The 26,092-nt window shown below is 71.4% G+C and carries 24 protein-coding genes; 12 read left to right on the top strand and 12 right to left on the bottom strand.

Going from position 1 to position 26,092, the window contains the following annotated elements; translation table 11 throughout:
* Together E1285_RS26460 and ychF are read right to left on the bottom strand one after the other, a co-directional pair.
* The coding region (locus E1285_RS26460; protein WP_243723065.1) for a conjugal transfer protein at nucleotides 1–658 on the bottom strand (658 nt) is incomplete at its 3' end.
* A gap of 484 nt (nucleotides 659–1,142) precedes the next feature.
* The gene (gene ychF, locus E1285_RS26455) at nucleotides 1,143–2,234 is read right to left on the bottom strand and encodes a redox-regulated ATPase YchF (protein ID WP_132156664.1); all 1,092 of its coding nucleotides are present in this window, start codon (nucleotides 2,232–2,234) and stop codon (nucleotides 1,143–1,145) included.
* Nucleotides 2,235–2,388: 154 nt separating this feature from the next.
* Here ychF and rmuC point away from each other — a divergent pair, with 154 nt between their 5' ends.
* Together rmuC and E1285_RS26445 are read left to right on the top strand one after the other, a co-directional pair.
* A complete protein-coding gene (gene rmuC, locus E1285_RS26450) occupies nucleotides 2,389–3,762 on the top strand; it encodes a DNA recombination protein RmuC (RefSeq protein ID WP_132156662.1) in 1,374 nt (457 codons plus the stop codon).
* Nucleotides 3,763–3,818: 56 nt separating this feature from the next.
* Nucleotides 3,819–4,373, top strand: a complete 555-nt coding sequence (locus E1285_RS26445) for a DUF6542 domain-containing protein (protein WP_243723064.1) — start codon at nucleotides 3,819–3,821, stop codon at nucleotides 4,371–4,373.
* Between the two features lie 4 nt (nucleotides 4,374–4,377).
* Here E1285_RS26445 and E1285_RS26440 read toward each other — a convergent pair whose 3' ends face one another.
* Nucleotides 4,378–5,343 (bottom strand): 4-hydroxy-3-methylbut-2-enyl diphosphate reductase, encoded by a 966-nt coding sequence (locus E1285_RS26440; protein ID WP_132156660.1) that lies wholly within the window; start codon nucleotides 5,341–5,343, stop codon nucleotides 4,378–4,380.
* A 254-nt stretch (nucleotides 5,344–5,597) separates the two neighbouring features.
* Here E1285_RS26440 and E1285_RS26435 point away from each other — a divergent pair, with 254 nt between their 5' ends.
* The gene (locus tag E1285_RS26435) at nucleotides 5,598–6,629 is read left to right on the top strand and encodes a hypothetical protein (RefSeq protein ID WP_132156658.1); all 1,032 of its coding nucleotides are present in this window, start codon (nucleotides 5,598–5,600) and stop codon (nucleotides 6,627–6,629) included.
* A gap of 78 nt (nucleotides 6,630–6,707) precedes the next feature.
* Here E1285_RS26435 and E1285_RS26430 read toward each other — a convergent pair whose 3' ends face one another.
* A complete protein-coding gene (locus E1285_RS26430) occupies nucleotides 6,708–7,139 on the bottom strand; it encodes a MarR family transcriptional regulator (RefSeq protein ID WP_347814103.1) in 432 nt (143 codons plus the stop codon).
* Nucleotides 7,140–7,162: 23 nt separating this feature from the next.
* Between E1285_RS26430 and xseA the strand changes: the two genes are divergently transcribed.
* Nucleotides 7,163–8,377 carry an exodeoxyribonuclease VII large subunit gene (gene xseA / locus E1285_RS26425; protein ID WP_132156654.1) on the top strand — a complete coding sequence of 405 codons (1,215 nt, stop codon included), beginning with the start codon at nucleotides 7,163–7,165 and terminating at the stop codon, nucleotides 8,375–8,377.
* A 48-nt stretch (nucleotides 8,378–8,425) separates the two neighbouring features.
* Entirely contained in the window at nucleotides 8,426–8,662 is a 237-nt protein-coding gene (locus E1285_RS26420; RefSeq protein WP_132156652.1) for an exodeoxyribonuclease VII small subunit, read from the top strand.
* Nucleotides 8,663–8,731: 69 nt separating this feature from the next.
* Here the strand turns inward: E1285_RS26420 and E1285_RS26415 are convergent, their stop codons facing one another.
* Both E1285_RS26415 and E1285_RS26410 read right to left on the bottom strand, forming a co-directional pair.
* Nucleotides 8,732–9,580, bottom strand: coding sequence for a DUF4245 domain-containing protein (locus tag E1285_RS26415; protein WP_243723063.1), 849 nt, complete (start codon nucleotides 9,578–9,580; stop codon nucleotides 8,732–8,734).
* Between the two features lie 20 nt (nucleotides 9,581–9,600).
* Nucleotides 9,601–10,266, bottom strand: coding sequence for a TetR/AcrR family transcriptional regulator (locus tag E1285_RS26410; RefSeq protein ID WP_132156650.1), 666 nt, complete (start codon nucleotides 10,264–10,266; stop codon nucleotides 9,601–9,603).
* 266 nt (nucleotides 10,267–10,532) lie between these two features.
* Between E1285_RS26410 and glpX the strand changes: the two genes are divergently transcribed.
* Nucleotides 10,533–11,567: a class II fructose-bisphosphatase gene (gene glpX / locus E1285_RS26405; RefSeq protein WP_132156648.1), complete on the top strand. Its 1,035-nt coding sequence runs from the start codon at nucleotides 10,533–10,535 to the stop codon at nucleotides 11,565–11,567.
* A gap of 14 nt (nucleotides 11,568–11,581) precedes the next feature.
* On the opposite strand, the gene E1285_RS26400 is transcribed toward glpX, so the two are convergent.
* Nucleotides 11,582–12,148, bottom strand: coding sequence for a DUF1707 domain-containing protein (locus tag E1285_RS26400; RefSeq protein WP_243723062.1), 567 nt, complete (start codon nucleotides 12,146–12,148; stop codon nucleotides 11,582–11,584).
* 142 nt (nucleotides 12,149–12,290) lie between these two features.
* Between E1285_RS26400 and E1285_RS26395 the strand changes: the two genes are divergently transcribed.
* From E1285_RS26395 to E1285_RS26385, 3 genes are read left to right on the top strand one after another with little or no spacing between them, the layout of a single operon-like run.
* On the top strand, nucleotides 12,291–13,247 hold the full coding sequence (locus E1285_RS26395; protein WP_207946839.1) for an ABC transporter ATP-binding protein: 957 nt from the start codon (nucleotides 12,291–12,293) through the stop codon (nucleotides 13,245–13,247).
* The gene (locus E1285_RS26390) at nucleotides 13,244–14,095 is read left to right on the top strand and encodes an ABC transporter permease (protein ID WP_132156646.1); all 852 of its coding nucleotides are present in this window, start codon (nucleotides 13,244–13,246) and stop codon (nucleotides 14,093–14,095) included. Before E1285_RS26395 ends, E1285_RS26390 begins: the two co-directional genes overlap by 4 nt.
* A 55-nt stretch (nucleotides 14,096–14,150) precedes the next feature.
* Nucleotides 14,151–15,380: an MFS transporter gene (locus E1285_RS26385; protein WP_165966770.1), complete on the top strand. Its 1,230-nt coding sequence runs from the start codon at nucleotides 14,151–14,153 to the stop codon at nucleotides 15,378–15,380.
* Nucleotides 15,381–15,456: 76 nt separating this feature from the next.
* Here E1285_RS26385 and E1285_RS26380 read toward each other — a convergent pair whose 3' ends face one another.
* Both E1285_RS26380 and E1285_RS26375 read right to left on the bottom strand, forming a co-directional pair.
* Nucleotides 15,457–15,687: a hypothetical protein gene (locus tag E1285_RS26380; protein WP_132156644.1), complete on the bottom strand. Its 231-nt coding sequence runs from the start codon at nucleotides 15,685–15,687 to the stop codon at nucleotides 15,457–15,459.
* Between the two features lie 29 nt (nucleotides 15,688–15,716).
* Complete coding sequence (locus E1285_RS26375; protein ID WP_132156642.1) at nucleotides 15,717–17,135, bottom strand: PLP-dependent aminotransferase family protein; 1,419 nt, start codon at nucleotides 17,133–17,135, stop codon at nucleotides 15,717–15,719.
* A gap of 183 nt (nucleotides 17,136–17,318) precedes the next feature.
* On the opposite strand from E1285_RS26375, the gene E1285_RS26370 reads away from it, so the two are divergent.
* The 3 genes from E1285_RS26370 (at nucleotide 17,319) to E1285_RS26360 (ending at nucleotide 21,913) form a co-directional block, all read left to right on the top strand.
* Nucleotides 17,319–18,989 (top strand): fumarate hydratase, encoded by a 1,671-nt coding sequence (locus E1285_RS26370; RefSeq protein WP_132156640.1) that lies wholly within the window; start codon nucleotides 17,319–17,321, stop codon nucleotides 18,987–18,989.
* A gap of 152 nt (nucleotides 18,990–19,141) precedes the next feature.
* The gene (locus E1285_RS26365; protein ID WP_132156638.1) at nucleotides 19,142–20,404 is read left to right on the top strand and encodes a serine/threonine-protein kinase; all 1,263 of its coding nucleotides are present in this window, start codon (nucleotides 19,142–19,144) and stop codon (nucleotides 20,402–20,404) included.
* Nucleotides 20,405–20,518: 114 nt separating this feature from the next.
* Nucleotides 20,519–21,913: a class II fumarate hydratase gene (locus E1285_RS26360; protein WP_132156636.1), complete on the top strand. Its 1,395-nt coding sequence runs from the start codon at nucleotides 20,519–20,521 to the stop codon at nucleotides 21,911–21,913.
* Nucleotides 21,914–21,974: 61 nt separating this feature from the next.
* On the opposite strand, the gene E1285_RS26355 is transcribed toward E1285_RS26360, so the two are convergent.
* The 3 genes from E1285_RS26355 to E1285_RS26345 form a co-directional block, all read right to left on the bottom strand.
* Nucleotides 21,975–22,817, bottom strand: a complete 843-nt coding sequence (locus E1285_RS26355; protein WP_243723061.1) for a lytic transglycosylase domain-containing protein — start codon at nucleotides 22,815–22,817, stop codon at nucleotides 21,975–21,977.
* 673 nt (nucleotides 22,818–23,490) lie between these two features.
* Entirely contained in the window at nucleotides 23,491–24,858 is a 1,368-nt protein-coding gene (locus tag E1285_RS26350; protein WP_132156634.1) for a PhoH family protein, read from the bottom strand.
* Nucleotides 24,859–24,954: 96 nt separating this feature from the next.
* Nucleotides 24,955–25,842: an isoprenyl transferase gene (locus E1285_RS26345; protein WP_132156632.1), complete on the bottom strand. Its 888-nt coding sequence runs from the start codon at nucleotides 25,840–25,842 to the stop codon at nucleotides 24,955–24,957.
* Nucleotides 25,843–26,092: the final 250 nt, after the last annotated feature.

Raw genomic sequence — 26,092 nt, 5'->3', positions numbered from 1 at the left:
GGGGAAGTATGGCGGGCTGGGCGGACACGACCAGGGAGCCGCTCTTGTCGGCGTACACGGGAACAGCGAGGCGCAGCCACTTGTCGGACGTGCGGGCCAGCAGCGTCACGGTCGCGTTGTTGGCGTCGCGGGCGTCCACTCCGGCCACTTGGACGGGCTCCACCTGCATCTTGCCGACGCCGTTCCAGCCGAATTGCGGGTCGGCGCCGTCGGGGAGGAAGGTCCGCAATTGCGCCTCGCGGGCGGGGGCGTTGTTCTGGTCGTAGTTCAGATAGACGTTGGCGAACTGGAGGGCGAACGCGCCGGCGGCGCTGCTGGGGAAACCGGCTCCCCTGGCGGGCTTGGACGCGGGCGTGGTCCCCCCGGACGTCTCCTCCGCGGTGAAGCGTTCGAACGGGGCGCGGATGCCGTTGACGAGGATGACGATGATCAGCGCCCAGAGCACGGCGCGGCCGGCCCAGACCCACCAGCGCCCGCCGGAGCCGCCCCAGCGGCCGCCTCCGCGCCTGCCGTCACCGCCGCCCGAGCGGCCGCTGCTCCGGTCGTCGCCGCCCAGTGGTTCCCACGGGTCGGCGGACGAGAGCGCCCGGCCGGGCGCCGCCGTCTCCTCGACGACGGCGGTGTCACGGCCGCGTCGCACGGCCGACCTGCGAGCCATCCTGCCTCCGCTCGCGCCTCGCCCCCGGTCGGCGCGGTCATGTGTCTGGTCATGTTGCCGGTGGCCTTTCTGAACCCACCTCGGGCCCAGGGTAACCACGGGCGTCAATTGTTCCAGCGCATCCCAGCAAAGCACAGCCCCGGCACGCGGTTGTGGATAATGCAATCCACCTCAGCAGGAACGGGGAAGATTGCCAAACGGTGACGATCCCCTATCCAAGGCTCCGAACAGTGCGCAGGTCCAGGTTCCGGACAAGCGGCGCGAGTCGGGAGGTGCTTGGTTACCGGCTGACGTGGAAGGTCGCAATTTGTTCCCGAAAGAATCCGTCATTCTGTCGGATTCGGGACATCTCAGGACAGAACGCCCAGCTCAGAGGTAACTTCAGGCCCAGAGAGACCGGCTGTTGCCAAAGTCACACAGGTAACGGCCCTGTTCATATCGCCGGGACACCATCAGACCGGGACACCGTCAGACCGGGACGCGGTCAGACGTTGAAGCGGAACTCCACGACGTCGCCGTCCTGCATGACGTACTCCTTGCCCTCCATGCGGACCTTGCCGGCCGTGCGGGCCCCCGCCATGGAGCCCGCGGCGGTGAGGTCGTCGAACGAGACGACCTCGGCCTTGATGAAGCCGCGCTGGAAGTCGGTGTGGATGACCCCGGCGGCCTCCGGCGCGGTGTCGCCCTTGCGGATCGTCCAGGCCCGCGCCTCCTTGGGGCCCGCCGTCAGGTACGTCTGCAGGCCGAGGGTCGCGAACCCGATCCGGACGAGCTGCGACAGTCCCGGCTCGTCCTGCCCCATGCCCTGGAGGAGTTCGAGCGCCTCGTCGTCCGGCAGCTCGATCAGCTCCGCCTCGATCTTGGCATCGAGGAAGATCGCCTCGGCGGGAGCGACCAGGTCGCGCAGGCGCGCGCGCAGTGCCTCGTCTGTCAGCTCGCTCTCGTCGAGGTTGAAGACGTAGAGGAACGGCTTGGCCGTGAGCAGGTGCAGGTCGCGCAGGAGCGTGAGGTCGATCCCGGCCTTCTCGGCCCCCGCGAAGAGGGTGACACCGTCGTCCAGGAGCTTCTGCGCGGCGTTGACGGCGTCAACGACGGCGAGCTTCTCCTTGTCCTTCTTGGTGCGGGCCTCCTTGTCGAGACGCGGCAGCGCCTTCTCGATCGTCTGGAGGTCGGCCAGGATCAGCTCGGTGTTGATCGTCTCGATGTCGCGGGACGGGTCGGTCTCGCCGTCCACATGGGTGACGTCGGCGTCCTCGAACGCCCGGATCACCTGGCAGATCGCGCTGGCCTCCCGGATGTTGGCCAGGAACTTGTTGCCGAGGCCCTGCCCCTCGGACGCGCCCTTGACGATGCCGGCGATGTCGACGAACTCCATCGTCGCGGGGATGATCTTCTGCGAGCCGAACATCTCCGCCAGCACGGCCAAGCGCGGATCGGGCACCCCGACCACGCCGACATTGGGCTCGATGGTCGCGAACGGGTAGTTGGCGGCCAGCGCGTCGTTCTTGGTCAGCGCGTTGAAGAGAGTGGACTTGCCGACGTTGGGCAGTCCGACGATTCCGATGGAGAGGCTCACGGCCGTCAAGTTTATGGGCGGCGGCGGACCCCTCGGGCTGCCCGGATCGTCCGGGCGGCCACAGGTTGGTGAATCCTGAGCCGAATGTCCGGTGCCCCGGGGGGTCACGGCGCGTCGCGGTCGCCGTTCGGCGCCGCGCTGTCACGATGAATGGATGGACCTCGCGCTGTTCGCCGGCCTGCTCGTCGGAGCCGTCTTCGGCGTCGTCGCCGGGTACGCGCTCGCGACGAGCCGGCAGGGCACGCTGATCGCGCGGGCCAAGGCGGCGGAGGAGAAGCTCGCCTACGCCGAGGAGCGGATGGCCGAGCACTTCGAGAACCTGTCCGCGAAGGCGCTGGACGCCAGCAACCAGCGCTTCCTTGAGCTGGCGGACGCCCGCCTGAAGGCGGCGGGCGTCGAGGCCGCGGGCGAGCTGCAGCGGCGCCAGCAGGCGGTCGAGCATCTGGTCGCGCCGCTCAAGGAGACGCTTGCCAAGGTGGAGGAGCAGCTCCGCGAGGTGGAGACGGGCCGCCGGGAGTCGCACGCGATGCTGGCCAAGCAGGTCGATTTCGTCCGGCAGAGTTCCGACCAGCTGCGCCGCGAGACGCAGTCGCTCGTCCGGGCCCTGCAGCGGCCCGAGGCCCGGGGACGGTGGGGCGAGCTCCAGCTACGCCGTGTCGTGGAACTGGCCGGGATGACGCATCACTGCGATTTCGACGAGCAGGCCAGTGCGTTCACGGTCAACGGCACGGTTCGCCCCGACATGGTGGTGCGGCTGGCCGGCGGCAAGAGCATCGTGGTCGATTCCAAGGTCTCCCTGGCCGCCTACCTTCAGGCCGCAGAGAGCGGCGATCCCGTGCGGCTGGACGCGCACGCGCGCCATATGCGCGACCACGTCGACCGTCTGGCGGCGAAGTCCTACTGGCAGGCGTTCAGTCCGTCACCGGAGTTCGTCGTGCTGTTCATCCCGGGCGAGGCGTTCCTGGCGCCCGCTCTGGACCGCGACCCCGGCCTGCTGGAGTACGCGATGCGCCGCCGGGTGCACATCGCCACGCCCACGACCCTCATCAGCATGCTGCGGACGGCGTCGTACGCGTGGCAGCAGGCGGCCCTGTCACGCAACGCCCGCGCGGTCTTCGACCTGGGCAGGGAGCTGTACGAGCGGCTGGGCACGATGGGCCAGCACGTCGACGAGCTGGGCCGCGCGCTGACCGGTGCCATCAAGTCCTACAACCGGACGGTCGGATCCCTCGAAACACGCGTGCTCGTCAGTGCGCGCAAGCTGAACGAACTGGGCGTGGTCGAGGACGACCTGGACGGCCCCCACCCGGTCGAAGAGGGCCCCCGTTCGCTCTCCGCGGCCGAGCTGACCGGACACGACGCCCTCTTCGACTCCCCTCCGGACCACCACCAAGCCCCCTTGGAGGACGACCACAACCCCGGCGAAGAACGCTCCCAGCCTGACTCGGCCACGGAACCTGTAGGTTTCGGCGGACAGGCCATCCCCGAGCAGATAGAGCGGTTCGATCGGCGAGAGAGGTGGCCATGAGTTCATCGTCGATACGCGACGCGCCGAGCGGGGCGTCGCCGGTCTCTGGGGGTCCAGTGCGACGTCAGCGCGGTGCATCCTCTCCGCGATCGCACTCGGCCGCCTCCCCGGCGAGCCCGATCACCCTCACCGGACGCGGCGGCATCGTCGTCATGTTCGGCGCCGGGGTGATCTGCGGGCTGCTGTCGCGCTGGCTCGGCGTGCCGTTGTTCGCCGGGGCCGGGTTCGCGGTCGGCTGCGCGCTCGCCGCGTTCGCCACGCGACCCGCCGACCTGCTCACGCTCGTGGTCAGCCCGCCGCTGGTGTTCCTCGCGGCCACGTTCGCGGTCGAGTTCGCCACCACGCTCGGCAACGGGTCGCTGGTGCGCGGCCTCACCGTCGGCGTGCTCACCGCGCTCGCCTCGACGGCGCCGTGGCTGTTCTTCGGGACGCTGCTGGTAGTGGCCATCTGCCTGGCCCGCGGCCTGATGACGAACGTCCGGGAGCTGCGGGACAAGCTCGTCGGCGTCCGCCTCTTCGAGAAGGAGGAGAACGAGAACCCCGTCCGGTGGGACGAGTCCCCCACCACGACGGCGGAACGCCGCCGCCTCCACCACGGCGATGTGGACTGAGCCCCTACACCGGCGTGATGCGGAGGTCCTTGCGGAGTTCCTTCGGAAGGGAGAAGCGCATGTGCTCCTCGACGGACTCGATCTCCTCCGCCTCGCCGAAGCCGCGCTCGGACAGCCAGGCCAGGACGCCGTGGACCAGCTCGTCCGGGACGGAGGCGCCGCTGGTGACGCCGACCGTGGTGACGCCCTCCAGCCAGGCGGGGTCGATCTGCTCGGCGTAGTCGACGAGGTAGGCGTCGTCCGCGCCGTGCTCCTTGGCCACCTCGACCAGGCGGACGGAGTTGGAGGAGTTCGTCGAGCCGACCACCAGGACGAGTTGCGACTGCGCCGCCATGTCCTTCACGGCGACCTGCCGGTTCTGCGTGGCGTAGCAGATGTCGTCGGACGGCGGGTCCATCAGGTTCGGGAACCGCTCGCGGAGCTTCTCGACGGTGGCGACGGTCTCGTCGACCGAGAGCGTGGTCTGCGAAAGCCACGCGACCTTGTCGGGGTCTCGAACGCTGACGTTGGCGACGTCGTCCGGGCCGTCCACGAGGTGGATGTGGTCGGGGGCCTCGCCGGTGGTGCCGATGACCTCCTCGTGGCCCTCGTGGCCGATCAGCAGGATGTCGTAGTCGTCGGCGGCGAACCGCACGGCCTCCTTGTGGACCTTGGTGACCAGCGGGCATGTCGCGTCGATGGTGCGCAGGGCCAGGCCCTGTGCCTCCTCGTGGACGGCCGGCGCGACGCCGTGCGCGGAGAAGACCACGATCGAGCCCTCGGGGACCTCCTCGGTCTCCTCCACGAAGACCGCGCCGCGTTCCTCCAGCGTCTTGACGACGTGGACGTTGTGGACGATCTGCTTGCGGACGTAGATCGGGGCCCCGTACTTCTCCAAGGCGATCTCGACCGTCTCCACGGCGCGGTCGACGCCCGCGCAGTAACCACGCGGTTTGGCGAGCAGGACACGGCGCTGGCTGTTGGCGGTCATACCCCTATCGTACGAGGGACCGCGCGGGGGGCGTGCAGCACGGGGAGTTCTCCGCCGGATGTGTGCATCCCCGCCACCGGCGGGGATACGGCTCTGGTGGGGGTACGCGTGTGACCCACCGCACGCCGCTTTTAGACATAAATCCATTAACCCGGGGTGACCACGATCGCACCCATGGGGCAGAGTGAACTTCGACCAGACGTAGCCGTATGACCCGATTCGGTGTTCAGGGACGGCAAGGAAGAGGAAAGACGATGACGAGATCGCCGCGCCGCCTCAAGCAGCAGGTCCAGGAAACGGTGGGCGAACAGGTCCGCGACCTTCCGCTGCACGCCGTCCGGCTGGCCATGTTCGGCGTCGGCCGCGCGCTGCTGCTCGGGGACCGGGTCACGCGCGACTACAAGGAGATCACCGAGGGCGGCGGCGTGAAGCCGGTGCTCGGACGGCTGCGCGACGACGTGCAGGGCACCGCCGAGAAGGTCGTCGGCCAGGTGGTGGAGCGGGTGCGCGGCGAGGACGGCGAGCCGGAGCCCGAGCCCGTCCGCCGGACCAGGCCCGCCAGGCCCGCCAGGCCGGCGGCGAAGCAGCAGTCCGGCGAGGAGATCACGATCGGCAAGCCCGGCGCCGGGGCGCGGCACGCGCCCAAGCACACCCGCCCGGGACCTCCGCCGAAGCCGGCGAAGCCCGCGTCGCCGGGCAAGCACCGCGCTGAGCCGGGCGACTCCACGGACAAGACCGGTTCGACGGAGAAGGCCGGCCCGTTCGCCGAGCCCGCGCCCAAGCCGACGCCCGCCGAGCCGAAGCCGGAGCCCGCGCCCCAGGCCAAGCCCGCACCGAGCCCGAAGCCCGCCGACAAGACAGGGCCTGCCGACAAGACCGGGCCCGCCGACAAGACCGGGCCCGCCGACAAGACCGGGCCCGCCGACAAGACGGGGCCCGCCGACAAGGCCAAAGGCAAGGGCAAGCCGAAGGGCAAGGACGAGGCGGAAGCGAAGGGCGAGGGCGAGGCGGAGGCCAAGGACGGGCCGGCCGCGAAGGACGAGGCGGCGTTCGAGCCGAAGCCGGAGTCCAAGCCCGCCGCGCCGGCCGAGGCCGAGCACCTCGCGGCGGACCTGCCGGTCCCCGACTACGACAGCGCCACGCTGCCGCAACTGCGCGCGCGCCTGCGCGGCCTGTCCGTCGACCAGGTGAAGCTGCTGCGCGAGTACGAGCGCAAGCACGCCGCCCGTGAGGACGTCATCCGCATGTACGAGCGCCGGATAGCGAAGCTCAACGGCCTCAGCTGAGCGACCACGACAAAGAGAAGGGCCCCGGACGGTCGTCCAGGGGCCCTTCGCCATGTGGGCAGGGGCCCGGTCGGCCGGTCAGGGTATGTCGAAGAGCTTGTCGAGGGCGGGGAGCGCAGCGGCCACGGCGGCGCGTTCCTCGTCCGTCAGGTTGGCGAGCCGTTCGGCCAGGAAGCCGATCCTGCGGTGCCGTCCGGCGGCGAGACGGCCGCGGCCGGCCTCGGTGAGGCGCGCGGTGACCACACGCGCGTCGCCGCCGTCCCGGCCGCGCGTGACGAGTCCGTCGCGTTCGAGCCGGTTGATCTGGGCGGTTATGGTCGGCAGCCGGACACCGTGCTCGGCGGCCAGTTCCGTCATCCGGCGCGGCCCGTGCTCCAGCGAGCCGAGCACGGACAGCTGCTGGCTGGTGATCGGCTGGTCGGCGCTGACCTGCCGGAGCATCAGCACGACATGGCGGAGGCGCTGATTGAGCCGTTCGGCGAGCTCGCGTTCGGATGCGGTCACAGTCACGGACATCACCGTAGGCTGCCCGCATGGCAATGGAGACCTCGGCCGAATCTCCCGTCCCGGTGCGGACGGTCCTGCAGGCGGTCAGCGGCTGGATCGGGAAGCTCGGCCGCATCTGGGTCGAGGGACAGATCACCGACCTCAACGCCCGCGGCGGGACGGTGTACCTGACGCTCCGCGACCCCGTGGCCAACATGTCGGTGCGGGTAGTCGGCCCCCGCGCGGTGTTCGAGGCCGCGGGGCCGGCGGTGACCGACGGCGCCCGCGTCGTCGTGCACGCCAAACCCGACTTCTGGATCAACCGGGGCTCGTTCTCGCTCAGCGTCCTCGAGGTCAGGCCGGTCGGCGTCGGTGAGCTGCTGGCCCGCCTGGAGCGGCTCAAGCGGGTGCTGGCCGCCGAGGGGCTGTTCCGCCCGGAGCTCAAGCGCCCGCTCCCGTTCCTGCCGGGCAGGATCGGGCTGATCTGCGGGCGCGACTCCGACGCCGAGCACGACGTCCTGGAGAACGCGCGGCGGCGGTGGCCCGCGGTGGCCTTCCGGGTGGAGAACACGGCGGTGCAGGGCTCGTACGCGGTCGGCGAGGTGATGGAGGCGCTGCGGACGCTGGACGCCGACCCCGAGATCGAGGTGATCATCATCGCGCGGGGCGGCGGCGCGATGGAGGACCTGCTGCCGTTCTCCGACGAGGCGCTGGTCCGCGCCGTGGCCGCGGCCCGCACCCCCGTGGTCAGCGCGATCGGGCACGAGCAGGACGGCCCGCTCCTGGACCTGGTCGCGGACGTGCGGGCGTCCACCCCGACCGACGCGGCGAAGAAGACGGTCCCGGACGTGCGCGAGCAGCTCCAGCTCGTCCGGCAGCTGCGCGACCGGGGGCGGCGCTGCCTGGCGGGCGGCGTGGAGCGGGAGCTGGCGTGGCTGAAGTCGGTCCGGTCGAGGCCTGCGCTGGCCGACCCGGTGCGGGAGGTCGAGCGGCAGTCCGAGCAGGTCCTGGCGCTGCGCGACCGGGCGCGGCGCTGCCTGTCCGGCGCGCTGGACCGGGCGGGGGACGAGCTGTCGCACACCCGCGCCCGGCTGGTGGCCCTGTCCCCCGCCGCGACGCTGGAGCGCGGGTACGCGATCGTCCAGCGGGAGGACGCGGCGGTCGTGCGGGAGTCCGCGGCGGTCAAGGACGGCGAGCGGCTCCAGGTCCGGCTGGCGGAGGGCCGGCTCGGCGTCACGGTCACGGACCGCGACGGGCCGTGAGGCGTTCCGGGCGTACGGGTCGTTATCGAGGATGGAAGAGTGGGGCGGATGGGTGACGAGACGGGGACGGCGGACAAGCCGTCGTACGAGCAGGCGCGGGACGAGCTGGCCGATGTCGTCAAGCGGCTGGAGGCCGGCGGGCTGACGCTGGAGGAGTCCCTCGCCCTCTGGGAGCGGGGCGAGAAGCTCGCCGCGATCTGCGAGGAGTGGCTGGAGGGCGCCCGCGCGAGGCTGGCCGCGGCGATGGCGCGGCCCGAGGACGGCGACGCCGCCGCGCCGTTCTAGCCGCCGCGCCGTTCCAGGTGCCGCGCCGTTCTGGGCTCCGCGCCTCTGGGCTCCGCGCCGTTCCGAGCCTCAGGATCCTGTTTCGGCCGCACCCGAGGAGGGCGTCAGCGGCGCGTTGTCCTTGGACTGCGGCTTGAGCGAGCCCGCCAGGACCGCCAGTTCCTCGTAGGTCGCCGTGCCGGTCACCACGAGGCTCACCCCGCCGGGCAGGGTCCGGGCCAGCGAGTTGGCCTGCTTGTCCTCGCGGTGGTACTTGGTCCAGGTCTGGCCGTTCACCTGCTGCGTGCCGACGGGCTTGCTGCTGTTGGCCATGCGCGGGACGTACTCCGACGCCTTCTCGTTGCTCTGCTCCAGCGCCGCGTACTCGTCGCCGGGCGTCACGAACCCGAGATGCCAGGCGACGGGCTCGCCGCCGCCCTGGCCGAGGCCGTTCAGCCGGGAGCTGGTGGGACGCCAGCGGTCCGAAAGCCCCTCGGGGGCGTGCACGGTGTACGGCGCGTCGTTGCGCATGGCCCACAGCTGCGCGCCGTAGTCGACGGTCGGCAGGACCTCCTTGTCGCTGCGCGGCGTGATGGCGTAGATGGCCAGCACGAGCAGCAGGCACGCGCCCATCGCCAGGGCGAAGCCGCCGAGCCCGGTGGTCAGCCGCTTGTGCACGGCGGGGCTCACCTCGACCACGGGCCGCCCGGCGGGGGCGTCCCCCTCGCGGGGCGCCTCCTGCTGCGCCGAGGCCTCAGGCTCCGCCGAGGCCTCAGGCTCCGGCGAGGCCTCAGGCTTCGGCGAGGCCTCCTGCTGGGCGGGGGCCTCCGGTCCGGGCGGGGCCTCCTGCTGAGCCGGGGCCTCCCCCTCGCGTGCGGGCTCCCCTTCGAGCGGGGTCTCCTCGGCCGCCGAGGCGGAGGATGGAGTCTTGTCGGTCACCCCACCAGGATCCCGCACTGTCAGCTCTGCTCCGTACGGGGGTTCCTGATCGTGCCGACGATGCCCATGATCTCTTCGGCGAGCTTGCGGGCGGCGTCCTCGTCGTCCATCAGCGAGATCTCCGACACCGCGCCCGCCATCGCGCCGGTCAGCACCATGACCAGGGCCTCGTCCACGCCGCCGTCCGCGGTGTGGAACAGGGCGGCGTTGCGGCGCGCCCACCGGTTGAGGCGCTGCCGCATCACGCGGTCGAACCCGGGCGGGCCGTCGCCGGAGATGAACAGGCGCGCGACGTCCCGCTCCTCCAGGCAGCCGTTGAGGTAGGCGCCCGCGCCGGCGATGAACTGCCGCATCGGGTCGGTCTCGCCCGCGTCGCGGACGGCGTTGATCGCCTTGCGGGTGCGCTCCTGCTGCCCGGTCTGGAACTCCTCGAACAGCGTCAGGTACAGATCGGCCTTGCCGTTGAAGTGGTGGTAGAGGCTGCCGACGCTGGCTCCCGCCTTCGCGACGATGTCGGTCACCGCGGCCTGGGCGAAACCGGATTCACAGAAGACGTCCCGCGCCGCGTCCAGCAGGGCGCCGCGGGTGGCGGCCCCGCGGTCGGAGGTCCGCGCGGGGACGTCGGCCGCCCGCGCGCCCCCGTTCCGTGTCACCTCGCCGGACGGGACGTCGATGTGGCTGCTCATGACGCCTGAGGTTACGCCCTCTCCCATGGGGAAACGATCCCTTGCCCGTGTGACCGTCAAATATCGTCCGCGCACACTAGGTGTTCACCGGCCGGGACGGCAGGCGCTCCGGCTGGTCTGGTCCAATTTGTGGCCGGGCGTCCGGTCCACGGACAATCCGAGTCACCACTGAACGTTCTCCATCCCCCGGTGTGGCCCCGAACCGGGTCACGTCCCTGGCGACAGGCCGGATGGGATCGTTCACTGACCGAAGGGGCTGCCGCGTCATGTCCGATGAGACCACCGTTTCCTCTCCGCTCGAGACCGAGCCCGAGGCTCCGGACCGCAACCTGGCGATGGAACTGGTGCGGGTGACCGAGGGCGCCGCCCTGGCCGCGGGCCGCTGGGTCGGCCGCGGGGACAAGAACGGCGCCGACGGGGCCGCCGTGAACGCCATGCGCCAGCTGATCAACACGGTGTCCATGAAGGGCACCGTGGTGATCGGCGAGGGCGAGAAGGACCATGCGCCGATGCTGTTCAACGGCGAGCGGGTCGGCGACGGTTCCGGCGCCGAATGCGATGTCGCGGTCGACCCCGTCGACGGGACCCGGCTGACCGCGCTCGGCATGAACAACGCGATCGCGGTGCTGTCGGTGACGCCGCACGGGTCGATGTTCGATCCGTCCGCGGTGTTCTACATGGAGAAGCTGGTGACCGGGCCGGAGGCCGCCGACGTCGTCGACATCGAGCGCCCGATCGCCGACAACATCAGGGCGATCGCGCGCGCCAAGGGCTCCGAGCCCAACGACGTGACCGTCTGCATCCTGGACCGGCCGCGGCACGAGGGAATCGTGCGGGAGGTCCGCGAGGCGGGCGCCCGGATCAAGTTCATCCTGGACGGCGACGTCGCCGGCGCGATCATGGCGTCCCGGCCCGGTACGGGCGTCGATCTGCTGCTCGGCATCGGCGGCACGCCGGAGGGCATCATCGCGGCCTGCGCGATCAAGGCGCTGGGCGGGGTGATCCAGGGCCGGCTGTGGCCGCAGGACGACGAGGAGCGGCAGAAGGCGATCGGCGCCGGACACGACCTCGGCCGGGTGCTGACCACCGACGACCTGGTGACGTCGGACGACGTGTTCTTCGCGGCGACCGGCATCACCGACGGCGAGCTGGTCGACGGCGTCCGCTACGGCAAGGGCACGGCGGTCACGCACTCGCTGGTCATGCGCTCGCGCAGCGGGACGATCCGGACGATCTCCAGCGAGCACAGGCTGAACAAGCTCCGCGCCTACAGCTCGATCAACTTCGACACCGCGGTCTAGCCGGCCGGCCGTACTCAGCCGCGGGTGAGGCGGTTGCGGAAGCGGGTGCGCAGCCGGAGTTTCGGGGCGCGGGCGCGGACGGAGCCGAAGATCATGGTGCCGGCGACCTCGATGGTCGGCCCCTCGTCCGCGGGGCGGGCCCGCACGTCCCGCGTGGTGAGGATGGTGCGGCCGGTGACGTCCACGCGGACGCCGTCGGGGACCAGGAGCCGGATCCGGCCACCGAGGATCAGCGTGTCGACCACGATGTGGCGGCGCTGGAGGACGGCTTCGCGCAGGTCCAGTTCGACCGTTCCGAACAGGGCGACCAGCGTGAGTTTCACCGGGACGACCCAGCGGCCGTCGCGGTGGGTGCGGCCGAACACGACCGACACCGGGCGGTCGTCCACGATTATGGGCTGCGCCTCCTCGGGGCTGAGGTCGCCGGTGAGGCCGGTGAGTTCGCCCAGGGTGCGGGCGGCGTAGGCGCGGGAGGTGCGGTCGGCGTGCTCGTCCATGGTGAGGCGGCCGTCGGCGACGGCCTCGCCGAGCACGGCGACGACGCGTTCCCGGTCGGCGTCGGACGCGCGCAGGTCGCGCACGCTTGCCACCTTTCCGGCGGCCGGGTGATGGGGGACGTCCACACTTAGAGATTAACCGCCGGTGGGACCGGCCGCCGGGCTGCGTGGGGCCGTCCCGAAAACCGTTGGGGTTATGTCCGATGTTCTTCGTACTGTGAGGGGTATGACGTTGCAACGCGCCCAGATCGAGGCTGCCCCGCCGAGTTCCGGGGCGGCGGCCGCGATCAACCTGCGCGGCGTGGTGAAGCGCTTCGGTGACTTCACCGCCGTGGACGGGCTCGATCTCGAGGTCCCGGCAGGGGTGTGCCTGGGGCTCCTCGGCCCGAACGGCGCGGGCAAGTCGACCACGATGAAGATGCTGACCGCGCAGGCCATCGCCGACGAGGGCAGCATCCAAGTGCTGGGCTTCCAGATTCCGCGCGAGTCCAAGCGCGCGCGGGCCGCGATGGGCGTCGTCCCGCAGCAGGACAACCTCGACGAGGAACTGACCGCCCGCGAGAACCTCGAGGTGTTCGCGCACCTGTACCGGGTGCCGCGCAAGGCGCGGCGCCAGGCGGTGGACGACGCGCTGGTCCTGGCGCATCTGACGGGCAAGCAGCTGACCAAGGTCGACGACCTGTCCGGTGGGATGCGGCGGCGGCTGCTGATCGCGCGCGGGCTGGTGCACACGCCCGCCCTCGTCCTGCTGGACGAGCCGACCGTCGGCCTCGACCCGCAGGTGCGGGCGGAGCTGTGGGGGCTGATCGACGGGCTGCGCGCCAGGGGCACGACCGTCCTGATGTCCACGCACTACATCGAGGAGGCCGAGCGGCTCGCCGACGACTGCGCGCTGATGTCGCACGGCCGCGTCATCGCCCGGGGCTCGCCGTCGGAGCTGGTGGCCGAGTACGCGGGCGACCGGGTCGTCGAGCACTACGGGCCGCCCGACCGGCTGGCCGAGGTGGAGCGGGTGGCCAGGGCCGCCGGGCTGTCCACCCGCCGCACGGGCCCGTCGGTGTCGGTCCTGAAGGCAGAGACCATCCCGCCGTCCCTGGAGGACGAGCTGGGCCCGGACGGCGTCCGCCGCGCCTCCAATCTCGAGGACGTCTTCGTCGTGCTGACCGGGGAGCGTGTGGAATGAGCGGAGCGAACCGGGGGGTGCGGGGGGTCGCCTCCCCGCAAGGAGCGGGAACGACCGTCCAGGAGGAGCGGGCGCCGCGGCTCCGGCGGTTCGAGTTCGCGCCGGTGCGCGGCATCTGGCGGCACGACTTCGCCCTCTACAAGCGGTACTGGGTGTCGCAGTCGTTCGCCTCGATGGTGGAGCCGACGTTCTTCCTGCTCGCGTTCGGCTACGGGTTCGGCTCAATGATCGCGGTGATCGGCGACTACCGGTACCTGGACTTCGTCGCGACGGGCGTCGTCGGGGTCGCGGCGCTGTTCACCTCGGTGTTCCCGGGCATGTTCAACTCCTACATCAGGCGCGTGTTCCAGCACACCTACGACGGGATGCTCGCCGCGCCCGTGGACGTCCACGAGCTGGTGACGGCCGAGGCGCTGTGGATCGCGGCCAAGTCGGCGGTGTACTCGTGCACGCCGCTCGTCGTCGCGCTGTTCTTCGGCCTGGACCCCTCGTTCGGGATGCTGCTCGTGCCGTTCGTGACGTTCTTCACCGCGCTCGGCTTCGGCCTGTTCGGGATATGGACGTCGTCGGTGGTCCCGTCGATCAACTCGTTCGACTACGTGATCACCGGTGTGGTGACGCCGCTGTTCCTGATCGCCGGGACGTTCTTCCCGGTCGACGCGCTGCCCGGCTGGGCGCAGACGGCCTCGTACTTCAACCCGCTGTACCACTGCGTCGAGCTGGTCAGGGACGCGGTGTTCGGCCTGGACCCGCTGGCCGACCTCGGGCATCTGGGCGCCCTGGTGCTGTTCGCAGCGCTGATGTGGATCATCGCGGTCCGCGGGATGCGCAAGCGCCTCATCGACTGAGGGGGTACGCTGACGCGAATCTTCTTCGCGTTCGGCGCAGAGAGGTCGGCCCGCCATGAGCCAGGGCATCACCACGCGGGACCGGCAGGCCCGGTTCTCCGCCTACACGGCGTTCGCCGTCCAGGGGCTCTGCTTCGCCTCCCTGGTGACGCAGGTCCCGCAGATGCAGAAGGCGCACCGCCTGAGCGACGCCACGCTCTCGCTGGTGCTGCTGATGGTCCCGCTGGTCGCCGGGGTGGGCAGCGTCGTGTCCGGAGCCCTGTTCCAGCGGTTCGGCAGCGGCGTCGTGCTGCGCGTGTCCCAGCCCGCGGTGGCCGTCACGATCGCGCTGATCGGCCTCACCGGCGACAACGACATCGCCCTGTACGTGGCGGTCGCCGCGTTCGGCCTGTTCGTCGGCGCGGTGGACGCCTCGATGAACGCGCAGGCCGTCGCGGTCGAACGCCGGTACGGGGTCAGCCTGATCACGGGCTTCTACGCCGTGTGGAGCGTCGCGGGCATCCTCGGCGGCCTCTGGGCCTCGCTCGCCAACAGGATCGACCTGCCGCTGTTCGCCTGTTTCGCGATCGCGGCCGCCGCCGGGATCGCCGCCTCCCTCGCGACGGGCCACCGGCTCTACAGCCGCGACGAGGAGGGCGGCGGGCCGACCGCCGCGGAACTCAAGGCGGCCGGACGCAGCGTCCCGTGGCGGCCGATCCTCATCGTCGGCGCCGCGATGGCCGTCGCCTACCTCGCGGACTCGGCCATCTCCAACTACGGCGCCAAGTACCTGGACGACGAACTGTCCGGCGCCGACTGGATCGCGCCCCTCGGCTACGTGGCGTACCAGGTCGCCATGGTGATCAGCCGCGCCGTCGCCGACCTCGCCGTCCGCCGCTCGGGCCCCGTGCGGGTCGTGCGCCTCGGCGGCGCGGTCGGCGTCATCGGCATGTTCGGCGTCGTCGCGGCGCCGAACGCGGCCTTCGCCATCGCCGCGTTCGCGGTCGCCGGCCTGGGGCTCGCCGTGATCGCCCCGGTCTGCTTCTCCGCCGCCGGACGGGTCGACCCCACGGGCCTGGGCGTGGCGGTGGCCCGCGTGAACATCTTCAACTACGTCGGCTTCGTCCTGGGCGCCGCGATCGTCGGCGCGATAGCCCCGCTGAGCGAGGACAACGGCCTGCGCATAGCGTTCATCCTCCCCGCCGCCCTGATCCTGGTCGTCTTCGCCACGGCCAGGGGCTTCGACCCCACTCCGGTGAAGGGCGCCCGGCCGGACGCCCCGGCGATGAAACGCCCGGTGGCCTGATCCGCCCGGACACATCCTTCCGGACACAGGCGAGCCCCCGGTCACGCCGGAGCGCGAACCGGGGGCTCAGAGCAGGTCAGGCGTCTTCCATCGCGGTGATGGCCTTCTCCCCCTCGGCTTGGGCCTGTTCCGGCGTCAGGTCTTGCAGGGCTCGGCTCAGGGCCACCTCGGCGGCGTCGGCGGCCGCCCGAAGGGTCACGGCGTGCTCCTGTGCCCTTGCCAGGTCGCCAAGGCCGATGCAGTCGAAGGCCACCTGCGCGTCATGGCCGGCCATCTTCAGCTGCCGTGCGGCCTCATCCAGACTCATGCATACCTCCTACACCGGGGAAGCTTGTCCTACCCCCCGGCACCGTGAGTAATCGCCTGCCCCAGGAGTTCGGCCGCCTTGACCAGGCGGCTCTCCGGGAGCCGGGCGTAGCCGAGGACGAGCGCGGGCCGCGCGTGGCCCGCGCGCGCCGGAGACCACATGGGGTGGGCGGCCGCGACCGACACTCCGGCGCGTGCCGCGCGGGCGACGACCCCGGCCTCGTCGCATCCCTCCGGCAGTTCCACATAGAGGTGGATGCCCGCTGAGACGCCGCGAACCACGGCTCCCGGCAGATGGACGTCGAGGGCCTCGGCGAGGGCGTCCCGCCGGGACCGGTAGCGGCGCCGCATGGCCCGCAGGTGGCGGTCGTACCCGCCGCCGCCGAGGAACCCGGCGAGGGCGTACTGCTCCAGGACGGGCGCCCCGAGGTCGGTGTTCTCGCGGTGCTCGCGCAGCCGCCCGGCCATGACCGGCGGCGCGACGGCCCAGCCGAGCCGCAGCGCGGGGGCCAGGGACTTGCTCACCGAGCCCAGCAGGACGACGCGGTCCGGTTCGATGCCCTGGAGGCAGCCGACGGGCTCGCGGTCGTAGCGGAACTCGGCGTCGTAGTCGTCCTCCAGGATCAGGCCGTCCACGTCCCGCACCCAGGAGATCAGCTCGGCGCGGCGGGCCGGGGACAGGACGACGCCGGTCGGGTACTGGTGCGCCGGCGTGACCAGGACGGCCCGCGCCCCCGTGCGGGCGAGCGCGCCGACGTCCATGCCCTCGCCGTCCACGGGGACGCGGACGACGCGGAGGCCGGACGCCGCCAGCATCGGCAGCTGCCGGTCGTGGGTCGGGTCCTCGACGGCGAGGACGTCGTGCCCGTCGTCGTGCAGCAGCCGCAGGTGGGCGGACAGCCCCTGCGCCACCCCGTTCATGATCACGAGGCGGGCGGGGTCGGCGCGGGCGGCGCGCACCCGGGCGAGGTATCCGGCCAGTTCGGCGCGCAGGGCCGGGACGCCGGCGGGGTCGGGGTAGGTGAGCTCGTCGTGCGGGAGCGTGCGCAGCGCCGTGCGGGCGGCGGCGATCCAGCGTTCGCGGGGAAACGCGGACAGGTCGGGCCGGCCCGGCCACAGGTCGTAGGGGAACTCGGGCTCCGGCCGGGGCCCGGACGGCGGCGGCGTGGCGCCGTCCGCCGGCGGGGGGCCTTCGTCGGGACGGGCCAGCGGCGCGATGCGGGTGCCGTCGCCGCGCCGCGCGACCAGGAACCCCTCGGCGGTCAGCTGCTCGTAGGCGGCGACCACGACGCCGCGGGAGACGTCCAGGTCGCGGGCCAGGTCACGGCTCGACGGCAGCCGGGTCCCGGCGGTCAGCCGGCCGGACCGCACGGCTCCGCGGAACCCGGCGGCGATCTGGGCCGCCAGCCGCCCTGCGGTCCGGTCGAGGGGAAGATGAAGGTCGGTCACATGACGTTCAGCGCCGGAAGGCGGGTCGCGCGTCACAAACGGGCTTTCCCCGGCCTTCCCGACCCCGGAGGGCCGAGCGGAGCCCGTCCGTTGAAAGGTAGCGGGTGGGGGCGTCTTCGGCCCGCGCCCCCGGGTCGTACCCTGTGGGCGGTCCCATCGGAATCGCGCGAGGAACTGCCTGAGATGCCTGAATTCTCCTACACCGACCTGCTGCCGCTCGGACCGGACGAGACCGACTACCGGCTCCTGACCTCGGACGGGGTCTCCACGTTCGAAGCGAACGGGCGGACGTTCCTGCAGGTCGAGCCGGAGGCGCTGCGGCTGCTCACCGAGACCGCGATGCGCGACATCGCGCACCTGCTGCGTCCCGCGCACCTGGCGCAGCTCCGCCGGATCCTGGACGACCCCGAGGCGTCCCCGAACGACCGGTTCGTGGCCTTGGACCTGCTGAAGAACGCGGGCATCTCGTCCGGCGGCGTCCTGCCCATGTGCCAGGACACCGGGACCGCGATCGTGATGGGCAAGCGCGGCCAGCACGTCCTGACCGACGGGAACGACGAGGAGCACATCTCCCGCGGCGTGTACGACGCGTACACGAAGCTGAACCTGCGCTACTCGCAGATGGCGCCGGTGACGATGTGGGACGAGAAGAACACCGGCAGCAACCTTCCCGCGCAGATCGAGCTGTACGCGACGCCCGGCGAGGCGTACAAGTTCCTGTTCATGGCCAAGGGCGGCGGCAGCGCGAACAAGTCGTTCCTCTACCAGGAGACCAAGGCCGTCCTGAACCCGAAGCGGATGATGTCCTTCCTGGAGGAGAAGATCCGCTCGCTCGGCACGGCCGCGTGCCCGCCGTACCACCTGGCGATCGTGGTCGGCGGCACGTCCGCCGAGTACGCGCTGAAGACCGCCAAGTACGCCTCCGCGCACTACCTGGACACGATGCCGACCGAGGGCTCTGCGCTGGGCAACGGCTTCCGCGACCTGGAGCTGGAGCTTCAGGTGTTCGAGCTGACGCAGAAGCTCGGCATCGGCGCGCAGTTCGGCGGCAAGTACTTCTGCCACGACGTGCGGGTGATCCGGCTGCCGCGACACGGCGCGTCCTGCCCGGTGGCCATGGCGGTGTCGTGCAGCGCCGACCGGCAGGCCCTCGCCAAGATCACCGCGGAGGGCGTGTTCCTGGAGCGGCTGGAGGACGACCCGGCGCAGTACCTCCCGGAGACCACCGGCGAGCAGCTGGACGACCAGGTCGTACTGGCCGGGGCGGGCGGGGGGAGTGCGATCGACATCGATCTGAACCGGCCGATGGCGGAGATCCGGGCGGAGCTGAGCCGGTACCCGGTGAAGACGCGGCTGTCGCTGACCGGGCCGCTGGTCGTCGCCCGCGACATCGCGCACGCCAAGATCAAGGAGCGGCTGGACGCGGGCGAGCCGATGCCGCAGTACATGCGCGACCACGCCGTCTACTACGCGGGGCCGGCCAAGACGCCGGAGGGCTACGCGTCCGGTTCCTTCGGCCCGACCACGGCCGGGCGGATGGACTCCTACGTCGAGCAGTTCCAGGCCGCGGGCGGCTCGATGGTCATGCTGGCCAAGGGCAACCGGTCCAAGCAGGTCACCGACGCCTGCAGGGAGCACGGCGGCTTCTACCTCGGCTCGATCGGCGGCCCCGCCGCCCGGCTCGCGCAGGACTGCATCAAGAAGGTGGAGGTCCTGGAGTATCCGGAGCTCGGCATGGAGGCCGTCTGGAAGATCGAGGTGGAGGATTTCCCGGCGTTCATCGTGGTGGACGACAAGGGCGGCGACTTCTTCGCCGACACCACCGGCCCGGTCCTCACAATCGGCAGGCGCTGACGATCGACAGCGGCTGACAACTCCGTCCCGCGGGGTCGTCAGCCGCGCTTTCCCGAGGCTTCTGGCCGGTAGGTCACATTATCGGCCCAAAATCCAAGTTGGTAATGAGGTCTCCCCGATGACCGGCTGGCCACTCCGGTATCTTTTCCGCCATGTCACAGTCAGAGCGCCTCGTTCTAGCGACGCGCTACCGGCTGGTCTCGGAGATAGGTCAGGGCGCCAACGGCACCGTTTGGCGAGGGCATGACGAACTTCTCGATCGCTCCGTGGCGGTCAAGGAGCTGCGGCTTCCCGAGGACCTCTCCGAGGACGACCGGGTGCTCTTCTACCGCCGTACCCTCCGAGAGGCGCGCGCGCCGGCTCAGCTGCGCACGCACTCCATCGTCGAGGTGTACGACGTCGTCATCGAACAGGGCCGTCCCTGGATCGTGATGGAGATGATCGAGGCGCCCAGCCTCGAACACCTCATAGAGCGCTCGGGGCCTCTGCCGCCCGAACGCGTCGCGCACATCGGCCGCGCCCTGCTGGACGCCCTCAACACCGCGCACAAGGCCGGGATCGTGCACCGCGATCTCAAGCCCAGCAACGTCCTTCTGGACGGCGACCGCGTCGTGCTCACCGACTTCGGCCTCGCGTTCTCCTCGGGGTCGGCCAGCCTGACGAAGACGGGCCACTTCATGGGCTCGCCCGCCTACGTCGCGCCCGAGGTCGCCGCCGGGGAGAAGGCCACCCCCCGGTCCGACCTGTGGTCGCTCGGCGCGACGATGTACGCCGCCCTGGAGGGGCATCCGCCGTTCGAGCGCGACAACGTGATGGCGACGCTGAGCGCCCTGGCCAACGAGTCGACTCCCGCCCCGCAGAACGCCGGCGCCCTCGCGCCCGTGATCGTCGGGCTGCTGGAGAAGAACCCGACCCGCCGCCTCAGCCACGCCCGCGCCGTCGACCGGCTCGAACGCGCGCTCGCCGGCCCCCGGTCGGGACGCCGCCCCGCGACGCCGCGCTACCGGGTGATGGCCGTGATCGCGCTCATCGGCGCGACCGTCGCCTCCTGCGGCATCGGCGCGACCGCGCTCATCGTCGGCATGATGCGGGAGAGCCCCGGCCCCTCCGCCACCGCGACGACGTCCAGCCCCGCACCCGGCGGCGACGCGCAGGCCCCTCCCGGCATCGAGACCAGCACGCTGGTCGTCCGGGCCCGCACCGACGCGTGCAAGATCTTCGTGTCGGTGCCGGGCAACGCGATGACCGTGCTCAGCGACGAGACCCTGAAGAAGAACGAGGCGCGGCAGTACGACCAGCCGCGCATCAACGCGGTGGTCTACGACGCGTCCGCCTGCGACGTCTGGGTGAACGGCGAGCAGAAGCCCGTCGGCAAGCAGGGCGAACGCAAGAACTACACCATCAACGGAGAGTGATCCGGGTCCCAGACGGTTCGGGGCGGGAATGAGAGCGGCCACCTGAGAAGCTGCCATGGAAGACGGCGGTGACGGGTTCCAGGCAGTGACTGGTCCAGACAAGGGTGGCATGCCATGAGTGAGCGGGAGTTCCGGGTCGAGCGCGACTCCATGGGCGAGGTCCGGGTACCGGCCGCGGCGAAGTGGCGGGCCCAGACGCAGCGCGCGGTGGAGAACTTCCCGATCTCGGGACGGGCGCTGGAGGCCGCGCACATCGCCGCGCTCGGCCACATCAAGGCCGCGGCGGCGACGGTGAACGCCGAACTCGGCGTCCTCGACGGAGAGCTCGCGGCCGCGATCACCGAGGCCGCCCGCGAGGTCGCGGACGGCAGGTGGGACGACCAGTTTCCGATCGACGTGTTCCAGACCGGGTCCGGGACGTCGTCCAACATGAACGCCAACGAGGTCGTCGCGACGCTGGCGCAGGAGCGGCTCGGCCGGCCCGTGCACCCGAACGACCACGTGAACGCCTCTCAGTCGTCCAACGACGTGTTCCCGTCCTCCATCCACATCGCGGCGACCGGGGCCGTCCTGAACGATCTGATCCCCGCGCTGCGGCATCTGCGGGACGCGCTGCAACGCAAGGCGGACGAGTTCGCGACCGTCGTGAAGGCCGGCCGCACCCACCTGATGGACGCGACGCCGGTCACGCTGGGCCAGGAGTTCGCCGGATACGCGGCCCAGATCGGTTACGGCGTGGAGCGGCTGGAAGCCGTCCTGCCCCGGCTGGCGGAGCTGCCGCTGGGCGGGACCGCGGTCGGCACCGGCATCAACACCCCGGACGGCTTCGGCGGCCGCGTCACCGCGGAGATCGCGCGGGTCACCGGGCTGCCGCTGACCGAGGCCCGCGACCATTTCGAGGCGCAGGGCGCGCGGGACGGCCTGGTGGAGGCGAGCGGCGCGCTGCGCACCGTCGCGGTGAGCCTCAACAAGATCGCCAACGATCTGCGCTGGATGGGCTCCGGCCCGCGGGCCGGGCTCGCGGAGATCCGGCTGCCCGACCTGCAGCCCGGCTCGTCGATCATGCCGGGGAAGGTGAACCCGGTGATCCCCGAGGCGGTCACCCAGGTCGCCGCCCAGGTCATCGGCAACGACGCGGCGATCGCGTTCGGCGGCGCGTCGGGCAGCTTCGAGCTGAACGTGATGCTGCCGATGCTGGCCCGCAACGTCCTGGAGTCGATCACCCTGCTGGCGAACGCGTCACGGCTGTTCGCCGACCGCTGCGTGGACGGAATCGAGGCGGACGTGGAGCGGATGCGCGAGTACGCCGAGTCGTCCTCGTCGATCGTGACGCCCCTGAACCGCTACATCGGATACGAGGAGGCGGCCAAGGTCGCCAAGCAGGCGCTCCAGGAACGCAAGACGATCCGCGAGGTCGTGCTTGAACGCGGTTACGTGGACGGCGGAAAACTCACCGTCGAGCAGCTCGACGACGCCCTCGACGTGCTGGGGATGACCGGCTCGTCCTGAGCCGTGGAACGCCTCGCGCGTCCCAGGAGGCTCTCTCGGCCCCCTGGGACGCGTCCGAGGGTCAGTACCAGCCCACGTTCTGAGAGTGCTCCCATGCGCCGCACGGGGTGCCGTAGCGGTCCTTGATGTAGCCGAGGCCCCACTTGATCTGCGTCTTGGCGCTGGTCTCCCAGTCGGAGCCCGCGCTGGCCATCTTGGAGCCGGGCAGCGCCTGCGGGATCCCGTACGCGCCGGACGAGGGGTTCTTCGCCCGCGAGTTCCAGCCGCTTTCCTTGTCCCACAGCTTCACCAGGCAGCCGAACTGGCCGTCGCCGGAGAAGCCGAAGCTCGGCATCATGCCCTTGGCGATCCGCTGCGCCTCGCCGGCCGGGACCGGGTCGCCGGCCGGGGCACCGCCACCGCTGCCACCACCGCCGCCACCGTCGTCATCGTCCTTCTTCTCCGGCGTCTTGGTCGGGATCGGCTCGCCCTTCGGGCGCAGGTCCACTCCCTTGCCGTCGTACTGGCGCGTCTCGCGGGAGGCGCGCTCCAGCGCGAGCTTGCGGCGCTCCGCCTCCTGGACCTTCGGGTCGACCTTGGGCGCGGCGTCGGCCAGCTGCTTGGTCGGCGCGACGGTGGCACCGTCGCCGCCGGAGCCGCCGGTCAGCGCGAACGCGCCGACGGCGCCGCCGCCGACCACGACCGCGGCGCCCGCGAGGACCGCGGCGACCCGCAGGCCGTTGCGTTTGCCGGAGCCCGCCCGCGCGGCTGCGCGCGGCGGTCGGCCCGCGCCGGACGCGATCTCGTCACGGGGGTCCCCGGCGGGTCCTCCGGCCTCGAACGGCTCGGCCGGGACGGACCGGAAGCCGAGCGTGTCACCGGCGGGCGCCGCCATCTGGGCGCGGTCGCCGCCGGCGACCTTCACGTCGTCCCCCTCCCGCGCCGCGGGCTGGGGAGCGGGGGTGAACGGGTCGAACGGCTGGGCCGGGTACTGCCCCGGCGCCTCCGCCGGGTTCTGGGCCGGGTCCGAAGGGCCAGTCGCGTCCTGCCACGGCTCCTGGGGGCCAAAGCTCTGTCGATCGTCTCGCCTAGGGGACCCGGGACGGTCTCCGTACAAGGCGGTCCTTCCGACGGTCGGGCGCGCATGGACACGCGCACGAACTGTTTCCACCCTTGGGGCCCGGCCCCGCCGCCCGCAGGTCGGACGGTCCCGGACCCGGGCCGGCGCCGTGTCCGTCGCGCATCGTTCAGGGGGCTGCGCTCCGGCCGGCACCGTTCGGGGGTGCTTACGGGGAGCCACAATGCCTGAGGTCGAGGGATGCTTCGCAACCGAAACGAGACAAATGCTGCGGGTGGGACCGTTGTCAACTTGACCGGAACATTGCCGAAACTCCGAGGGGACCAGGGGATCTCCGCCGCCGCGTGAGCATATGTGACCTTCATCACCAAAGCACGGAACGGCGTTTAACGATCACGTTCCGTAGAGAAACGGCCGGACGGCCCGGCGACGACCGACCCCGGCGGCCCGTCGGCCACCGGGGTCGGTGTCGTACTCCTTCCAGGCGCCCGCTCCAGACGCCGGCTCCAGGCGCCAGCTCCTAGGCGCCCACGTCCCCGAGCATGTCGGTGACCAGGGCGGCGATCGGCGACCGCTCCGACCTCGTCAGCGTCACGTGCGCGAACAGCGGATGCCCCTTGAGCCGCTCCACCACCGCCGCGACCCCGTCGTGGCGGCCCACCCGCAGGTTGTCGCGCTGCGCCACGTCATGGGTCAGCACGACCCGCGACCCCGCGCCGATCCGCGACAGGACGGTCAGCAGCACCCCGCGCTCCAGCGACTGGGCCTCGTCCACGATCACGAACGCGTCGTGCAGCGAGCGGCCGCGGATGTGGGTGAGCGGCAGGACCTCCAACATGTCACGGTCCACGACCTCGTCGATGACCTCCGGCGTCGTCACCGCCGACAGGGTGTCGTAGACGGCCTGGCCCCACGGCGACATCTTCTCGTTCTCGGTGCCCGGCAGGTAGCCGAGCTCCTGGCCGCCGACCGCGTACAGGGGCCGGAACACCACGACCTTGCGGTGCCGCCCGTGCTCCATCACGGCCTCCAGCCCCGCGCACAGGGCGAGGGCCGACTTGCCGGTGCCGGCCCGCCCGCCGAGCGAGACGATGCCGACGTCCTCGTCCATCAGCAGGTCGAGCGCGATCCGCTGCTCGGCGGACCGGCCGCGCAGCCCGAACACCTCCCGGTCGCCGCGCACCAGCTTCACGGACTTGTCCGGCTGCGTCCGGCCGAGGGCCGAGCCCTTCTCCGACAGCAGCCGCAGCCCGGTGTGGCACGGCAGGTCACGCGCCTGCTCCATGTCCGCGCTGCCCGCCTCGAACATCTCCCCGACGAGCGCCGCGGGCACCTCCAGCTCGCGCATCCCGGTCCAGCCGGACTCCACGACCGCCAGCTCCGCCCGGTACTCCTCGGCGGCCAGGCCGACCGCGGACGCCTTCACCCGCATCGGCAGGTCCTTGGAGACCAGCACGACGTCGCGGCCCTCGTGGGCCAGCCACGCCGCGACCGACAGGATCCGGGTGTCGTTGTCGCCCAGCCGGAAACCGTCCGGCAGCACGCTCGGGTCGGAGTGATTCAGCTCGACGCGGAGCGTGCCGCCCTGGTCGCCGACCGGCCCCTCGACCGATACGGGCTCGTCCAGCCGGCCGTGCCGCAGACGGAGATCGTCGAGCGTGCGCAGGGCCTGCCGGGCGAAGTATCCGAGCTCGTGGTGGTGGCGCTTGGCCTCCAGCTCGGAGATGACGACGATGGGGAGTACGACCTCGTGCTCGGCGAACCGGGTCATCGCCCCGGGATCGGCGAGCAGGACGCTGGTGTCGAGGACGTACGTGCGCCGATCCGGGACGGATGCCCCGGAGTTGTTCCCGGACTGGCCGGGACGGCGCGCGGAGGTTGTGGCCACTCGATCTCCCTGACTATGGGGGACGAACCGGTGGCGCGACGGCGGCCTGGAGCGGTCGAAGGCAGACCGTGGGGAGGCCGACCGCGAGGCCGGCCGTCAGGTGCCGTAGCGCCGGTGCCGCGCGGCGTACGAGCGCACCGCCCGGAGGAAGTCCACCTTGCGGAAGTCCGGCCAGTGGACCTCGCAGAAGTGGAACTCCGAGTGGGCGCTCTGCCAGAGCATGAAGCCGGAGAGACGCTGCTCCCCCGAGGTGCGGATGACCAGGTCCGGATCCGGCTGGCCGCGCGTGTAGAGATGCTCCGCGATGTGCTCCACGTCGAGGGACTCGGCGAGTTCCTCGATGCTGGTGCCCCGGCTCGCCTGCTCGATGAGCAGTGAGCGCACCGCATCAGCGATCTCACGCCTACCTCCATACCCAACCGCGACGTTCACAATCAGGCCGGGAGCACCAGATGTGGCCTCACCCGCATCTTTAAGGACACGCGCGGTCTTATCGGGCAGCAGGTCGAGGGCGCCGACGGGCTTGACGTTCCAGCCGTCGGAGGCGAGCTTGCCCACGGTGTTCTCGATGATCTCCAGCAGCGGGTCCAGCTCGACGGCCGGACGGGTCAGGTTGTCGGTGGACAGCAGCCAGAGCGTGACGACCTCGACTCCGGCCTCGGCGCTCCACTGCAGCAGCTCGGAGATCTTCGCGGCGCCGCGCTGGTGCCCGGAGCTGACGTCGGCCAGGCCCATCGCCCGGGCCCAGCGACGGTTCCCGTCCAGGATCACGCCGATGTGGCGGGGTGTGACATCGGCCGGAATCGACGCCTCGACGCGGCGCTCGTACATCCGGTAGACCACGTCGCGGACGGCCGCGTACGGGCCGCTGCGGCGGACGGCGGAGGTCAGCCGCCCGTCGTCGGAGGACCGGCGGCGTGCGCCGTCCCTCCGCTCGCCGCGCGACGTCTCGTCCCGCGGCTCTTCCGTGCGCCGAACCCCCATGTGGGCTTCCCTTCGAGCGACCGTCCTTGACGGAAAGACGCTCAATTATGGCCCGAGGTTCATACTTCTTCTCCCGTTACGGGCGGCCGCGCGACCCCGCGGGCGGTGCCGGACGGCCGTACAGCCCCTGCCCGGCGCGGTCATCGTCGAGGGGACGACCCCCCACACCCCCCGGAACGGCCTTTTCCGCCTCGGCGAGCACATCGGCGAGAAATCGCACCAGATCGGCGGAGGTCAGCACGGCTCGTAC

The sequence above is a fragment of the Actinomadura sp. 7K507 genome (genome assembly GCF_004348425.1).
Lineage (GTDB): Bacteria > Actinomycetota > Actinomycetes > Streptosporangiales > Streptosporangiaceae > Spirillospora.
The sequence above is the reverse complement of the archived record's forward strand: the minus strand, read 5'-3'. Positions and strand labels throughout refer to the sequence as shown.

What these genes read in the sequence shown, in the direction of transcription:
- rmuC (WP_132156662.1), top strand. Translation starts at nt 2,389, where the DNA reads ATGGACCTCGCGCTGTTCGCCGGCCTGCTCGTCGGAGCCGTCTTCGGC.
- E1285_RS26440 (WP_132156660.1), bottom strand. Translation starts at nt 5,343, where the DNA reads ATGACCGCCAACAGCCAGCGCCGTGTCCTGCTCGCCAAACCGCGTGGT.
- E1285_RS26435 (WP_132156658.1), top strand. Translation starts at nt 5,598, where the DNA reads ATGACGAGATCGCCGCGCCGCCTCAAGCAGCAGGTCCAGGAAACGGTG.
- xseA (WP_132156654.1), top strand. Translation starts at nt 7,163, where the DNA reads ATGGCAATGGAGACCTCGGCCGAATCTCCCGTCCCGGTGCGGACGGTC.
- E1285_RS26420 (WP_132156652.1), top strand. Translation starts at nt 8,426, where the DNA reads ATGGGTGACGAGACGGGGACGGCGGACAAGCCGTCGTACGAGCAGGCG.
- E1285_RS26410 (WP_132156650.1), bottom strand. Translation starts at nt 10,266, where the DNA reads ATGAGCAGCCACATCGACGTCCCGTCCGGCGAGGTGACACGGAACGGG.
- glpX (WP_132156648.1), top strand. Translation starts at nt 10,533, where the DNA reads ATGTCCGATGAGACCACCGTTTCCTCTCCGCTCGAGACCGAGCCCGAG.
- E1285_RS26395 (WP_207946839.1), top strand. Translation starts at nt 12,291, where the DNA reads ATGACGTTGCAACGCGCCCAGATCGAGGCTGCCCCGCCGAGTTCCGGG.
- E1285_RS26390 (WP_132156646.1), top strand. Translation starts at nt 13,244, where the DNA reads ATGAGCGGAGCGAACCGGGGGGTGCGGGGGGTCGCCTCCCCGCAAGGA.
- E1285_RS26385 (WP_165966770.1), top strand. Translation starts at nt 14,151, where the DNA reads ATGAGCCAGGGCATCACCACGCGGGACCGGCAGGCCCGGTTCTCCGCC.
- E1285_RS26380 (WP_132156644.1), bottom strand. Translation starts at nt 15,687, where the DNA reads ATGAGTCTGGATGAGGCCGCACGGCAGCTGAAGATGGCCGGCCATGAC.
- E1285_RS26370 (WP_132156640.1), top strand. Translation starts at nt 17,319, where the DNA reads ATGCCTGAATTCTCCTACACCGACCTGCTGCCGCTCGGACCGGACGAG.
- E1285_RS26365 (WP_132156638.1), top strand. Translation starts at nt 19,142, where the DNA reads ATGTCACAGTCAGAGCGCCTCGTTCTAGCGACGCGCTACCGGCTGGTC.
- E1285_RS26360 (WP_132156636.1), top strand. Translation starts at nt 20,519, where the DNA reads ATGAGTGAGCGGGAGTTCCGGGTCGAGCGCGACTCCATGGGCGAGGTC.
- E1285_RS26345 (WP_132156632.1), bottom strand. Translation starts at nt 25,842, where the DNA reads ATGGGGGTTCGGCGCACGGAAGAGCCGCGGGACGAGACGTCGCGCGGC.